This window comes from Mesomycoplasma dispar, assembly GCF_000941075.1.
GTDB lineage: Bacteria > Bacillota_I > Bacilli_A > Mycoplasmatales > Metamycoplasmataceae > Mesomycoplasma > Mesomycoplasma dispar.
Map to the genome: position 1 here is coordinate 440,281 of NZ_CP007229.1, position 14,553 is coordinate 454,833.

Sequence of the window (14,553 nt, forward strand, 5' to 3'; positions counted from 1 at the left end):
TTTCAAGAACGCGAAAACTCATCGTAGTTTGCGATGTGCGAAACAACGACATTTTTTCCTTCCTGGTCGTTTGTCAGATCGACATTTAGATCTTGGTAATTTAACTTATAGGCATCAAGATCGCTTAGTGCAAATTCAATTTCGTAACTTGCATTGTTATGATTAATGTGTTTGAAATCAACAATGTTATACTGGAGCGTGTTCCAGGACTTTAGCAGAAAAGGTAGAAGACCGAATGAGCCAATTGAAAACCCGCCGAATGCTAAAAGTGATAGTGCTAATGCACGTTTTTTAGATTTTTCCCACCTTTTTTTTTTTTTTTTTAGTGGTGCTATTGTCAGTCATTTCTTCTCCTTTATTTTATCTAAAGTAAAAATTTTTGTTCTTAGAAAAAGTTAATTTTTCTTTTTTTAATAGATAAAAAATCAATGGATTTTAGTAAAACTAACACCATTGATTTTCTCAGAGATAGTAATTTTTCTAAAACTAAAAATTTAGCAACTAATATTGACTAATTTTTAATTCGATAACCAAATTATACTACATTTAAAATTTTTTAGAATTTTTTTTTTTTTTTGTAAAAAGCTTGCCTAAATACCTACTTAATTTAACAGTTTTTACGCTAAAAAAATGATTTTTTAGCTGCTAAAAAGTTTAACGAGTGTGATTATAACCCGAAAAATTCGGCTAAAAATTCGGCTTTTTTACTTTTACCATTATAGTGATAATCTAAGGAAAAATTAACATCGCTTTCTGAGACATCGTTTGAAAACGATTTAGCATATTTTAGATGCATTCTGGCAGAATTTTCGTCTTCTTCGTTTCTAAAATGATTTTTAGCAAAACTGTGGTTTTGAACACTTAAGTCTGTTATTTTCTGCTTTGCTTTTTTCTTGTAAATATTCATTTTTAAGCCGTTTTTGTTTAAAATTTTGCGAATTATAGCTCTGTTTAATTTGATGCTATAATCAATTTTAAGCCTTTTTTGTATTTTGGTAATGGTGCCTTTATCTAAAATTTCAAGCACTTTGTCTTCAATGTCAATGTCATAATTTAATTTTTGCTTCTTTCTTTTCGGAAAAACAAGCGCTAGATTTTGGGACTAAAATCTTAATTTTAAAATTTTTGTCAATATTAGTGCTTTTTAGTTTTTTCACTAGCTTTTTCCGCTGTTTTTCTTTAGGAATACCGAAAATTCCAAAAAACCCCCTATTTTCCGAGTTGTAAAATAAAAACATAACCTGTTTTAAGAATTTTGAGTGTAACAATACAAAATCATAAATAGACCCATTTTCAAAACAGGAAATTATAAACACTGACATAATAACGGCTATATTTCTGTATAATATATCTACATAATATTAAATATTTAATTATTATATTAAAAATTAAAGCATTTAGTTTTACAGCAGGACTAATCCATCCCCGTAAAAATGCTCGTCTTTTAAAAAATTTTTAATTTTAAATTTAATTACTAAATTTGCTAAAATAGTTTTAATTTATGCTATAATTTAAATTGATTGGTTAGGGTTTTTCTTTCTAGAAAAATTTAGTCAATCAATTTTAGAATTTCTAAACTTTATAAACAAAACGGGGGGTGTGCTGGATTTGACAATTAATAAAATTTATTAGATGCAGTGGTTTGGTAGACCATAAAACCGTATAAATTAAAACGCAAAAAACTCGAATAAATCTATAAACGAAGCTAATTTTGATTACAATCTTTTAAATAATCAATATAATTTCGCTTACGTTTAATTTACTAAAAAAAGTTTCATTTAGTAAATATCCTTTTTAATTTTTATAATTTAAGTTTTCCTTTTGTAAAAAATAAATAGTGTATAATCTTTATCTATTTTAGATTCGATAATTACTCGTTTTAAACTTTTCAACTCCTTTGATTTATTAATTTTATTCTTATTCTTAATTTTTGATTTTTAAAATCTAAACTGTAGACTCTATTAAATTTTTTTATTTGGATCGGGGTTCGATTCCCCGCACCTCCACCATGTGAAAGATACCCGGCAGAACCGGGTTTTTTCATATGGTAAAATTTTTTTCAACTAAAACAATAAATATTTATGACAATCTAATATTTTTTTATTTTTTTATACTAATTACTTTAAATTATTTTATAATTATTATAAATAGAAAAACTTTTTGAGGAATTATGATTTGAGAAAACCCATTCGGAAATAAAAAAATTCCAACTGTTGAAGAGTTATGAAAAAACGAAAAAAAGCAATACCGAATTTGAATTTTCACTTATCCGGTCTTGCTATTTTTGCTAGTTGCTCTATTAGGCGTTCAACTATTTTTAAATTTCGACACTAAAAGTTTAGCGCGTGTCTTTTCAATTTTGTCAATTTTATTTACAGGCGCTACATTATCTTTTTATTTAGTTTCACTTTTTATTTCCTATAGAGAAAAGGATTTTGCAAGCATTGGTAATCGATCTTTTCTTGTGACTTTTGTCGCCTTTATGTCTGCATCGCTTTCGATTATAATTTCAACAGTGTCAATGGTTAGCGATTTAAAACCTGAAAACGAAAATTTTGTTGCAATTTTAGTAATTCAAATCATTCTTTCTGGACTTGTCTTTATTTTAATCCCCTATTTTTATTCAAGAGTTTTAAAAATTAAATCAATTTTTAGACTTTCACGTTCAATAATAGTTTTTGAAGAGCAAATTAGCGAATTAAAAAAAGATCCACAAGCTTTTTCAAAATTTATGAATATTTTTGATTTAAGCGAGGAAAATATCAAAAATATCAACATAAATATAAATAACGGAAGTTCTACTAATGATAATACGAACTCAGAAGAACAAACTGAAAAAAAACCTACATCTAAGTCTGAAAAGATCAAAAAAGCATTAGAAAAATTAGCACTTTCAAATTTACACGAAATTGCCCAAAAACTGGAAATTTCCGGTTATCAAGACTTAAAAAAACCGGAACTTATCGATCTTTTAACCCGTATTTTGGCAGAACAAGAAAATAAAAAGTAATTTTTTTAATTTTATTAATCTTTTTTGGTATAATTACTTTCTGGTAATATTTTATTACTGGCACCATAGCCAAATGGTAAGGCATAGGTCTGCAACACCTTGATGTACCGGTTCGAGTCCGGTTGGTGCCTCCAGAAAAAAGCGCCCGTAGCTCAATTGGACAGAGTGTTTGGTTACGGCCCAAGAGGTTGAGGGTTCGACTCCTTCCGGGCGCGCCATATACAAATATTTCCACATTTTAATTCATTAAAAATGAAAAAATCCTTAAATTATTAAGGGTTTTTTCATTTTTAATGGTTATAAACATATATAATAAATATTTGATAAATTGTTTGAAAAATAATTGTTTTTGTTATAATTATTATTCAAACCTATTTTTAATAAATTTTAAAAATTAAATTACTATTAAATCCTTGGCTAAATTTAGCCCATACGTCCATAAGGAGAATAAAAAATGCCTAAATACGAAATTATGACAATTTTAGATCCAAAAGCAGAAATGTCAACACTAGACAATTTGCTTTCCACTGTTTTTGGACAAAATTCAACACAAAAACTTCGCAAACTTGAGACAACAAATCTCGCCTATCCAATTAGAAAAACCAAAACAGCACAATATTTTTTGATAAGTTTAGTTGCCGAACCAAATTTAATCGAGGAATTTGTTCGTCGCGCTAATATTACCAAAACAATCTGGCGATATTTAGTCGTAAATCTTGATAGCGAAAAAGGTCTAAACCAAAAACCAAAAACCAAAGATCGTTCCAAACGGTTCGTTCCTAAACGTGAGCGGCTTGAAAAACCAGTTTTTAAAATTAATGTAAAACCACGTTCTGAACAAACCAACCAAAATCAGTCTTATACACAAGATCAGAAACAAAGTCAAAACCAAGTTCAAAGTCAATCTTTAACACCAACACAAACCCAAGCAGATCAGCATCAGCGTAGCCAAGATCAATCCTACCGAAACCAACAGTTTCAAAGTCAAAGAAATGAAAAAAACTTTGAAAAACGTCCTTTTCGACAAAATAATCAAGGTTTTTTGAGACAATCACAAAACCAACAAACTCAACAAAAACCGCAATCTGATAAACCTAGAAACACTAAATTTGTAAATCAAAAGGATAAAGAACAAAATAGTTATAAAAAGTAGCAGGTTCTAATTAATTTTTTCAATTTTTTAAAATGATGAGAAATATCTTAAAAGTGTATAAAAACTATGAATAAAATTATTTTAATTGGAAGAGTTTCTTCAAAACCTACCTTTTTAACAACAAAATCAAATATTCCCTTCATTCGCTTTAGTTTAGCGGTTTCTCGTCGAAGATATAGTCAAGATGTAGAACCAATTACTGATTTTATCCCGATTGTCGCATGACGTCAAAATGCAACTATTTTAGATCGCTCAATTACTGTTGGAAGTTTAATTGCGATTGAAGGCACTCTACAGGGCAACAGAGTTATGAATAATACTAACGCCTATCTAACAAATTACGAAGTACATATTGAAAATTTCCAATTACTTGAAACAAAAGATCAATTAGAGATGCGCCGACAAAAATTAGCGCAAAGAAGCACTGAACCAACTTTTGAAGCAGGTTTTAATGACTTTGAAATTTCAGAGCAAAAAACTTCTGCAAAAAATCAAGTAAATGAAAAAAATCAAATCACCGAATCACAAGATGATTTCAGCAATTTTAACGATAGTGATGATAACCCTTTTGCCGACTGAGACATCGATGATTTAAGTCCAAAATAATTCTAATTTGCAAAGGATGTAATTAAAATGAATAAAAAGTATTCAAAAAAATTCAAAAAAAAGATTTGCCAATTTTGCGATGGTAAAATTTTTTATATCGATTATAAAGAAACCGAAATTCTTAAGCGTTATATTAATGCCTTTGGCAAAATTCAACCATCACGAATTACTGGAAATTGTGCAAAACACCAACGAAAATTAGCGCTTGCAGTTAAAAGAGCGCGTTATGTTGCTTTATTACCTTTTGTCGGCGACCGAATTCGTGGGAACTACGATAAATCACGCGTTAATTAATAAATAAAATGAACCTAAAAGCTGGTCTAATCGGACTTCCTAATGTGGGAAAATCTTCCCTATTTTCTGCATTGACAAAAATGCAAGTCGAGATTGCTAATTATCCTTTTGCAACAATTGAACCAAATATTGCAACTGTCGAAATTCGTGATCCGCGACTAATTCAGTTAGCAAAAATTGCCAACCCCGAAAAAATTGTTTTCTCAACTTATTCATTCGTTGATATTGCCGGACTAATAAAAGGGGCATCAGTTGGCGAAGGTTTGGGGAATAAATTCCTTGCAAATGTTCGAAATGTTGATTGTCTAGTACACATTGTCCGTTGTTTTCAAGATCCAAAAATAATCCATGTTAATAATAAAATTGACCCGATTTTCGATGTTGAAACAATTAATCTTGAGTTAATTTTTGCCGACCTTAGCACAGTTAGTACAATTATTTCTCGACTTAGTAAAAAAGTTAATAACACTAACGATAAGCAGGCAAAACTTGAATTCGAACTTGCAAAAAAAGTCGAAATTCATTTAAAAAACGAAAAGTCAGTTCGTGATTTAGAACTTGATGATCAAGAATTAAAAATAATTAAAAACTGGCAACTTTTAAGTATCAAACCGATTTTATACGTTGCTAATTTAGATCAAATTTCGATCCAAAACCCACGTAAAAACCCCCATTTTCTTAATTTAGAAAATTATTTAGCAAAAGAAAAGGCAAAATTAATTCCAATTTGCATTCTTTTAGAACAAGAAATTTCCCAACTAGATGAAGAAGAAAAACAATTATTTCTTAGTGAATTCAATCTGGATAAATCATCACTTGATTTATTAGTTCTTCACAGTTTTTACCTTTTAGATTTAGCAACTTTTTTCACTGTTGGCAAAAAAGAAGTAAGATCTTGAACTTTCAAAAAAAATACAACCGCAGTTGATTGTAGCGGCATTATCCATACTGATTTTCGCAAAAAATTCATTCGTGTTGAAATTATTCCCTATGCCGACTTTATCGAATCGGGTAGTGAAAAAGTCGCAAAGGAAAAAGGTAAAATGCGACTCGAAGGTAAAGATTATTTAATCAAAGATGGCGAAATTTGCCACTTCAGGATCGCCAATTAATTAAAAACTTTTAATTAATTGTAAAATTGCAACAAAAACAAAAAATTATCCCAATTTATTAACTTTTTATTTTATTTATACAAGTTAATCGGGATAATTTTTTGTTTTTTAAGATTTTGACTTAATTCCAAAATTACTGCATTAAATTGCCACTCATTTTGCGAAATATGAAATTTCGTACTTTTATTATAACGAATTTTATTATAAACATCAAGAAAACGCACGCCAATTGCATCGTTTCCTGGTCCCGTCATTCCGACATCGGTGATAAACAAAGTTCCTAATGATAACTGTCGCGCATCGGCAGTTTGGACATGTGTATGCGTCCCTAAAAGCGCGTTAATTTTCCCGTTTAAATAAATTGCTAAAGTATTTTTCTCACTGGTTGTCTCAGCGTGAAAGTCAACAATATGAAAATCAGCATCGTCATTAATTATTACTTGGTCAATTGCATCAAAAAAATCGTTAGCAAACTGGTGGTTCCAAGGTTTTACTAATTTATTAAACGCAACACCAAGAAGTGATGTAATTCGGTAACTAATTCCGTTTTTTTCAATTACCGTCGAACCTTTTCCTTGATATTCTTTATCAATATTAAGTGGTCGAACAATATCGGGATTATCAATTATTAAATTAATTTCAGGATTTGACCAGACGTGATTGCCAATTGTGAAAATATCAACTCCAAGTTCTTTTAAATACAAATAGTCTTTCTTATTAAGACCTTTTCTGCCAGTAATATTTTCAGCCTGAACAATTATTAAATCAAAAGTATATTTTTGTCTCAAAATTTCTAACTGCTCTTTGAACATCTTAATCCCTGGGGTTCCAAAAATATCACCGACAAATAAAACAGTAGCAGATTTCATTTAATTTCCTTTATACTTTCGAACTAATTTAACTAAAACTAAAACTAAAACTAAAAAAGATGCTAAAAACAGCATCTTTTGGTCAAAATGTTATGGTGCCAACAACAGGAATTGAACCTGCGACCCCATCCTTACCATGGATGTGCTCTACCGACTGAGCTATGATGGCACAAATTACTATTAAATTATAGCATTTTTTTAATAATTTGCAAGTCAAAATTAATTTAAATTAATTTTTCAAATCAATAGTAACGCTGATTGGGGATGAAGCAGAAACAGATTCTGTTTTATTTCTTGCTAAAGTTGAACTTATATCCTCGATTTTAACTTGGTCTTTAGTATTTAAATCATTTGATGTAACTAAAAAACTTGAAAATGTGTTTTTATCAGAATTTATATCTAAAAGTGTTTTATAAGATGATAATAATTTTGCGAATGTGTTTTCACTGTTTTTTTCAGCATTTATTTGAAAAGTTCCAGTAAAAATAAAGTTTTTGTCATTAAATTGTTTCTTAATTTTTTGTTTTAAATTTTCTATTTGCGTTTTTGATTGATCAGATTCAGTTTTCGAATCTTCCTGTTGTTGATTTTGCGCGCTATTACCGTTTTTGTTTCTTCTTCCTCTACTTCTTTTGCTATTATTTGCCTTATTTTGTATTACAACGGTTCCCAAATTTAATTCTTTACCATTGCGTGTTTTGAAAATTACTGATGCAAAACCTTGTGAATTGTTATTAATTCCGTTATTTGCTTCTTCAAATTTAGAACTCGCGAGTTCTAACAAGGACTTCTTATATAGAAAAGTATAACGTTTTTTCTGACTACTTTTCGTGGAGTTGTCTCTTGGGGAACTAATATGTGATCAATTAGCATCAGGATTTTTTTTGTTAAGGTTCGAAACAAGATAATCCACATTTTCTCCAGATGCTGGAGACATTCCGGACAACAACATTAAATCTGGATTTATATCAGAAATTATAGACTCAACAGTTGCAATTCGAGATGCACGACTTTGTGTTTTTGATTTTGGATCGGGTGAAAAGTTATTAAGTCTTCAATAACTAAATTTTACGGAATCTGCATTTTTTTTGACAATATTTTCCGAATCATTTGTTTTATCTTCACTATTTGCACCACTATTTCCAGGATTAACAGATTTGTTTGGTTTTTCTTTTTCTTTTTCTTTTTCTTTACCTTCGACTTTTTTCTCATCGGTTTTATCTGAATTTTTTGGATTTTCAGTTTTCACATCATCACTAGGTTTTTGGTTATTTTCACCAGGGTTTTCAGGATTTTTTGGTTCGTTATCTTGTGGAGACTGGTTTGAAGTTGATTCAGTTTTAAAAATTGTATTTAAATTCGAAAGATCTACTTTATTATTATCACTAAATTCAACTTTTACTAACTTATATTCTGTTCCTGGATCAAGATTGAAAAGTGTAAATTTAACTTCATCTTTATCAACTTTAAAATTGTTATTTTCAAGAACTATTTCTTTTTCCCCGTTTTTTAAAGTGATTTTTGCCTTCTCATTTTCCTTGTTAGTCGGAACCGTTTTTAAAACGCTAAAAGGGATTGAAAACTTTACTGAATCAGTTTTAATTTCTGAAAGATTTATTTGCGATTTATTATTTAAAGCGGATTTGTTTGATTCGATTACTATTAATGGCACTCCTACAGCAAGAGCGCCAACGACGCCAACACCAACGCCAGCAATTATTTTTGCTATTTTCTGCATAAAATTTTTGAATTTTTGAATTTTAATTAAAATAGACCAAATAAAAACGAAAAATGAACATTTTCATTAAATAATAACCAAAAAATATTCGGTAAAATTTATAACTAATTATAACAAAATATTAATTATTTATAGTTTTTAAAAAAATTTTTTAATTCTTCCTAAAAAAATCAAGGATTATTTTAACTTGATTTTAGATCGATTTCTATTGTGATCGGAGTAGAAGAGGCTACGCTTGCTCCACCAGGATTTTCCTTTAAAATTTCAGTAATATCGTGAATTTTTGCTTTTTCAGAATTAAATTTCATATCACTAGAAGATAATAAAAAACTTGATGGTTTATCGATAGAGGGCGATGAACCTTGCTTTATTTTTGTTTTTTCGTTCAAACCCAAAAGTGTCTTGTATGATGATAAAATTCCTGAAAAAGCATCACTTTCATTGTTATTCTCAATTTCAAAAGTGCCGGCGAAAATAAAATTACCTGATTTTAATTTTTCTTCAATTTCATCTTTTAATGATTGTAATTGCGATTGGGTTGACGTTTCTTGAATTTGCGATGATTTTGGCTGTTTTGGTTTTTTTGATTTTCTTTTTTTTGATTTTGACTGATTTTTAAAAACTACTGAACCAAAATCAAATTTTTTACCATTAAGATTAAATGTTGTATACCAAAATTGTTGCGAAAAATTTTGGTTAATTGGTTTATTAGAATTTCTAACTTCTGATATTGACATTTCAAGCAATGATTTTTTATACAAAAACGAATATCGTCTTTGCTGATTGTTTTGATTTTTTTCTGATATAATTTGATCTCAATTTGCAGTCGGATCATTTTTATTTAAAACTTCAAGTAAAGATTTAATTTTTTTATCGGAAGCCGAAGACATCCCTGAAAGCAATATTAAATCAGGTTTAATATTAGAAATAACACCTGAAACTAACTTAACTCGTTTTTCATTATCGGGTGAAAAATTATCAAGATGTCAATAACCAAACCTTATAGAATCAACAGTTTTTTTGATGTTTTCATTATCGCTTTTATTTTCAGGTTTGTTTTCAATTTGATCATTTTTAATTTTTTCAGTTTCGCCAGGTAAATTTTGTTCTTTTTTTTCCTCTTCAATATCAGGTTGCTCTTCTTTTATTTCAGGTTCAGGTTTAATTTCTGTTTGCTTTTTGCTTTCAGAATCTTCTTTATCAATTTTATCAGTGTTTTCCGACTTTTCTTCTCCAGGGGTTAGAACTTTTTCACCTTCAGTAGAGTTAATTTCTGGTGTTTGTTTCTCGGGCTCTTTTTCTTTTGGTGTTTCATTTTCATTTTCATTTGAAACAGTTTTAAAAGTTGTATTTGACTCTAAAAACTCAACTTTGTTTTTATCATTAAACTCAACTTTGACTAATTTATATTCAGTTTCTGGTTCAAGATTAAATAAGGTAAATTTAATCTTGTCGTTTTCAATTTTAAAATTATCTTCGACAATTACTTCTTTTTCACCGTTTTTTAGCGTTATTTTTGCTTTTTTGTTTTCGTTACTATTCGGAACTTCTTTTAAAATACTAAAAGGGATTGAAAACTGAACTGAATTAGGACTAATTTTGGAAAGACTAATTTTGGAATTATTTTCTGCAACTTTTTTATTAGTTTCAATTATAATTAATGGAACTCCCACACCAGCAGCAGCGGTGGTACTAAGACCTAAACCTAAAAATATTTTCGTTATCGTCTTCATATATAAAATAAAAAGTAAGTTATAACAGTTTTATAAGTTAAAAGATTAAAAATTAGAACTAAAAAACGAAAGCAGACAAGTTTTTCTTCTCTTACTTTTTGATTAGAAAAACTAATCAAAAAGTAAGAGAAGAAAAATTAATTTTAATATTTAGAAAAAATAAAAAGTTTTTAATTTTTTAGCTTCAATTCAACAACAATTGGCGGTGAAAAAACAACCGTTGCTGCTTTTTTATTCTGTTTTAAATCGTTAATGATATCAACAATTTCAGCACTAGAATTTTTAAACTCAAGATCTTTCGATGCTAAAAGAATGTTAGAAGCAGACTCAAGACTAGGGTTTGTCGAACTTGATTTGATTGAACTTTGATCACCATTTTTTAGTAAAACTTTATAGGTAGAAAGCGTAGATGACAAATCGTTTGTATTAGCATTTTCTGCTAAATTGGTAACAAAAACTAACGATTTTTTACCTATTTTCTTTAGTTCATCTTTGACTTTTTCAAATTTATCAGCTGGTTTTGCTTGCTCAAAGAAACTAGTTTCTTGATTTTCGCTAGTTTGTCGTTTGCTTCTACCTTTTTTTACTTTTGAGGTTGCACTTTGACTTTTAGTACCCAACGAAATTGATGTAATTTCAAAAGAAAAATTGTTAGCAGCAATGAATTTTTTGTTAGCAAAACCGTGGAGAGTTTTTGTTAGTAGTGGTGAAAAAGTTGAACTTTCATTAGCTAAATTAAAAATTGATTTTTTATATAAAAATGAATAACGGCGGTTTCGACTATGTTTTTCAGTGGTAAATTGCCCCCAATTTTCACTAGTTCGGCTATTTAAATCATTAAGTAAATTTTCTATATTTTTATCAGCAGCAGGCGACATTCCAGTTAGTAGAACAAGATCGAGATTTATTTTTCTAATGATATCAGCGATAAATTTTCGGCGTTCTTCGTTATTTGGGGAAAAATTATTTAATCTTCAAAAGCCAATTTTGGCAAATTGAACCGATTTTTTAGCTTGATCATCCAGATTGTCTTTTGAGTTAATATTTCCCTGTTTTTCAGCATTTGCTAGCGATTTATTTTCTTGATTTTCGCCTTTTACCGTATCAGGCGATTGAATTTTGCCTGAATTATCTTCGTTAATTTCAGAAGATGAAGGATTTGTATTTTCTTGTTCAGATTTTTCATTGCTAGAAATATTGTCCTGATCGGGATTTTCTGTTGTTGAATTAGTTGTTTTTGGAATTTTAATTACCGTATTTGAAGAAGAAAAATCTACCTGAATATCTTCGCTAAATTCAACTTTCATTAATTTATACTCTATTTCGGGGTTTAAATTAAATAATGTGAATTCAATCTTGTTTTTATCAACTTTGAAATTACTTTCAGGAATTATTTCACTATTTCCAGTTTTTAGTATTATTTTCGCCTTTTTATCTTTATTTACTACTGGCAAAGATTTAAAAGCACTTGAAGGAACTGAAAATTTTACAGAATTATGCCCTGCGCTTAATAAATTTATTTTTGGATCTGATCCTAAATTGGACTTACTAGTTTCGATCACAATTAAGGGAATACCAACTCCAAGCGCACCCGTTATTCCCAAACTTGTAGCCGTTATTATTTTGGTTATGCTCTTCATATATTTAAATAAAAGAGAAAATCAATTTTCTTCTTATTTATAATGATAGTAGAGCCAGAACTAAATAACCTTAAAATAAAACGCTAAAAAATCAAGCAAAAAAGTATAAGTAATTATAACAAAAGCAATTTTTTTTCCTAGTTTTTATATAAAAAAATACAGTTAGATGAAATATGCAAAATTAAGTATATTTTTTTACATAAAAACTTTAAATTACGTTGTTTAGGTAATTCTGAATTTTTTCAACGTAATTTATTTTTTCTCAAGGAAGATCGAGATCGTCGCGACCAAAATGTCCATAAACTGCTAAATTTCGGTAGATTGGTTCTTGTAAACCAAGTTCAAAAATTAGGTGAGCAAGTCGTAAATCAAAGGTATTTTTAACGATTTCAATAATTTTTTCAGTTGGAAATTTCGGATTTTTTAAATAAGTTAAATTAATTAATTCTGGATATTCATTGCCGATTACATAACTAAATTGGATTTCAATTTCATCGGCAATTTTTGCAGCAACAAGATTTTTGGCAATTCAGCGGGCAATATAAGCACCACTACGGTCGACTTTTGTATAATCTTTACCACTATAAGCGCCGCCGCCGTGTTTGGCAGCATCGCCATAAGAGTCGATAATTATTTTTCTACCAGTAAGTCCAGTATCGCCAATTGGTCCACCGATTGTAAAATCACCAGAATGATTAACTTTTTTTTCAAAGTCCAGATTCAAATTGTATTTTTTTGCTGCTGGGATCATAATTTTGTCAATAACAAAACTAGTAAAATTATCACGGTTGAAATTTGCCTGGTGCTGAACTGACATTAGCATACTTTTAATTTTAGCTTTGCTATTTAAGTCATAATGAATTTCTACTTGCGATTTCATATCGGCAAGCGCGAAAAGGAACTCGCCTTTTTTCCGAAGTTTTTCGGCTTTTTTAACTAAATAGTTAGCTAAATTTTGGGCTAGGGGCATAAAATTTGAGCACTCATTTGTGGCAAAACCATAAATAATCCCTTGATCACCAGCGCCAATAGTTCCAGTTTTGTGATTTACAAGTCTAGCAATTTCACTTGATTGGCGGTTAACATTGGAAATTATCGTAAAATCGTTTTCATTATAGCCGATTTCGAAAAGAATTTCTCAGGCAATTTTGACTAAATCAACATATCCAGTAGTAGAAATTTCGCCACCAATAATAATTAAACGGTTTGAAGCCATTGTCTCGATTGCAACACGGGCATTTTTGTCTTGTTTTAGAATTTCATCAAGAATTGCGTCGCTAATTTGGTCACAAATTTTATCAGGATGACCTTTTCCGACTGACTCGGCGACTGAAATTTTTTTTGGATACATTGGCTAATTTTTCGCTTTCGTTATATTTTAGATTTTTTTGCTAAAAAAGGTGAAAAAAAGTAAAAATGGTAATTTTTTCCTATTTTTTTCCACTGTTGTTATTTATTTTTTTGTTTTTTGAGCAAGAAATTCGTCAAAAGTGAGTGATTTTTGCCTTTTTGTGCTAAGTTGACCGTTTTTGAGTTTAATGATTAGATCGGCAAGCGCTTCCATCGCTGGATCGTGAGAGACCATAACGATTGTGGTTTTGTATTTTTGGTTAATGTATTTTAACGTTCTTAGCACGATGTTTGTGTTATTTTCATCGAGAGCACCAGTTGGCTCGTCGGCAAAAATTATTTTTGCGTTTTTTACAAGTGCGCGGAGAATTGAAATTCGCTGTTGTTGTCCTCCAGACATTTGCGAAGGGAATTTGAATTTGATATCATCAAGTTCAAATTCTTCAAAAAGTTGCTGAATATCAAGTAGTTTTGTTTTGTCTTTTTGTAAATAAGCACCAACTTGGACATTGTCATAGCCGTTAATATTACCTAAAAGGTTATAAGATTGAAAAATAAAAGAAACATTTTGCCGACGAAATTTGGTTAGTTCGCCGTTTTTCAAATAGGCTAAATTGGTCGAATCGACAACAATTTCACCCTCAGTTGCACGATCAAGTCCTGACATTAAATTTAAAATGGTCGACTTTCCTGAACCAGATTTACCGCTAAGAATTGCAAAATCACCCGCGGCAATATTAAAATTAATGTCGGCGAAAACTTTAGTAACAACTGAGCCAAAAAGGTAATATTTTGAAACATTTTTAAAGTCAATAATTGATCCTTCTGAATTTTTGTTATCGATTTTGCCGACCTTAACGCGGGGATTATCGTTTGCCCAACGAATTAGTTTTAGTTGTTTGTTAGTAAAATTTCCCTGATTTGTTTGTTTGATTATTTGTAAGGCTTGTTTTTGTTTTTCGGCTTTTTTCGATTTGGAGAAGAAATTATACACTATTTACCTCTTTTTTTACAATGTTTTCAAAAATTTTTTGAAGGTGCAGATTTT

The 14,553-nt window shown here is 29.6% G+C and carries 12 protein-coding genes and 3 tRNA genes; 7 read left to right on the plus strand and 8 right to left on the minus strand.

Annotation, left to right across the window (positions count from 1 at the left end):
* Positions 1 to 667: 667 nt before the first annotated feature.
* Positions 668 to 907, minus strand: a complete 240-nt coding sequence (locus MDIS_RS01655; protein ID WP_129640136.1) for a hypothetical protein — start codon at positions 905 to 907, stop codon at positions 668 to 670.
* A gap of 1,263 nt (positions 908 to 2,170) precedes the next feature.
* On the opposite strand from MDIS_RS01655, the gene MDIS_RS01665 reads away from it, so the two are divergent.
* The 7 genes from MDIS_RS01665 to ychF all read left to right on the plus strand — a co-directional run bounded on the left by MDIS_RS01665 (position 2,171) and on the right by ychF (position 6,175).
* Entirely contained in the window at positions 2,171 to 3,010 is an 840-nt protein-coding gene (locus MDIS_RS01665) for a Rho termination factor N-terminal domain-containing protein (RefSeq protein ID WP_044635765.1), read from the plus strand.
* Positions 3,011 to 3,069: 59 nt separating this feature from the next.
* A tRNA-Cys gene (locus tag MDIS_RS01670) sits at positions 3,070 to 3,144 on the plus strand.
* Positions 3,145 to 3,151: 7 nt separating this feature from the next.
* A tRNA-Arg gene (locus MDIS_RS01675) sits at positions 3,152 to 3,228 on the plus strand.
* Positions 3,229 to 3,464: 236 nt separating this feature from the next.
* Entirely contained in the window at positions 3,465 to 4,163 is a 699-nt protein-coding gene (gene rpsF, locus MDIS_RS01680) for a 30S ribosomal protein S6 (RefSeq protein WP_044635365.1), read from the plus strand.
* Positions 4,164 to 4,229: 66 nt separating this feature from the next.
* Positions 4,230 to 4,769 carry a single-stranded DNA-binding protein gene (locus MDIS_RS01685; protein WP_044635366.1) on the plus strand — a complete coding sequence of 180 codons (540 nt, stop codon included), beginning with the start codon at positions 4,230 to 4,232 and terminating at the stop codon, positions 4,767 to 4,769.
* Positions 4,770 to 4,796: 27 nt separating this feature from the next.
* Positions 4,797 to 5,063, plus strand: a complete 267-nt coding sequence (gene rpsR, locus MDIS_RS01690; protein ID WP_044635367.1) for a 30S ribosomal protein S18 — start codon at positions 4,797 to 4,799, stop codon at positions 5,061 to 5,063.
* Positions 5,064 to 5,071: 8 nt separating this feature from the next.
* Positions 5,072 to 6,175 (plus strand): redox-regulated ATPase YchF, encoded by a 1,104-nt coding sequence (gene ychF, locus MDIS_RS01695; protein ID WP_044635368.1) that lies wholly within the window; start codon positions 5,072 to 5,074, stop codon positions 6,173 to 6,175.
* A gap of 71 nt (positions 6,176 to 6,246) precedes the next feature.
* Here the strand turns inward: ychF and MDIS_RS01700 are convergent, their stop codons facing one another.
* The 7 genes from MDIS_RS01700 to MDIS_RS01730 all read right to left on the minus strand — a co-directional run bounded on the left by MDIS_RS01700 (position 6,247) and on the right by MDIS_RS01730 (position 14,502).
* Entirely contained in the window at positions 6,247 to 7,044 is a 798-nt protein-coding gene (locus MDIS_RS01700) for a TIGR00282 family metallophosphoesterase (RefSeq protein ID WP_044635369.1), read from the minus strand.
* A 93-nt stretch (positions 7,045 to 7,137) separates the two neighbouring features.
* Positions 7,138 to 7,213 (minus strand) — tRNA-Thr (locus MDIS_RS01705).
* Between the two features lie 60 nt (positions 7,214 to 7,273).
* The gene (locus MDIS_RS01710) at positions 7,274 to 8,782 is read right to left on the minus strand and encodes an exonuclease/endonuclease/phosphatase family protein (protein WP_044635370.1); all 1,509 of its coding nucleotides are present in this window, start codon (positions 8,780 to 8,782) and stop codon (positions 7,274 to 7,276) included.
* A gap of 182 nt (positions 8,783 to 8,964) precedes the next feature.
* Entirely contained in the window at positions 8,965 to 10,515 is a 1,551-nt protein-coding gene (locus MDIS_RS01715) for an exonuclease/endonuclease/phosphatase family protein (protein WP_129640137.1), read from the minus strand.
* 170 nt (positions 10,516 to 10,685) lie between these two features.
* On the minus strand, positions 10,686 to 12,155 hold the full coding sequence (locus tag MDIS_RS01720) for an exonuclease/endonuclease/phosphatase family protein (RefSeq protein ID WP_129640138.1): 1,470 nt from the start codon (positions 12,153 to 12,155) through the stop codon (positions 10,686 to 10,688).
* Positions 12,156 to 12,363: 208 nt separating this feature from the next.
* Positions 12,364 to 13,506: a methionine adenosyltransferase gene (gene metK / locus MDIS_RS01725; protein ID WP_044635373.1), complete on the minus strand. Its 1,143-nt coding sequence runs from the start codon at positions 13,504 to 13,506 to the stop codon at positions 12,364 to 12,366.
* A gap of 102 nt (positions 13,507 to 13,608) precedes the next feature.
* On the minus strand, positions 13,609 to 14,502 hold the full coding sequence (locus MDIS_RS01730) for an ABC transporter ATP-binding protein (RefSeq protein WP_044635374.1): 894 nt from the start codon (positions 14,500 to 14,502) through the stop codon (positions 13,609 to 13,611).
* Positions 14,503 to 14,553: the final 51 nt, after the last annotated feature.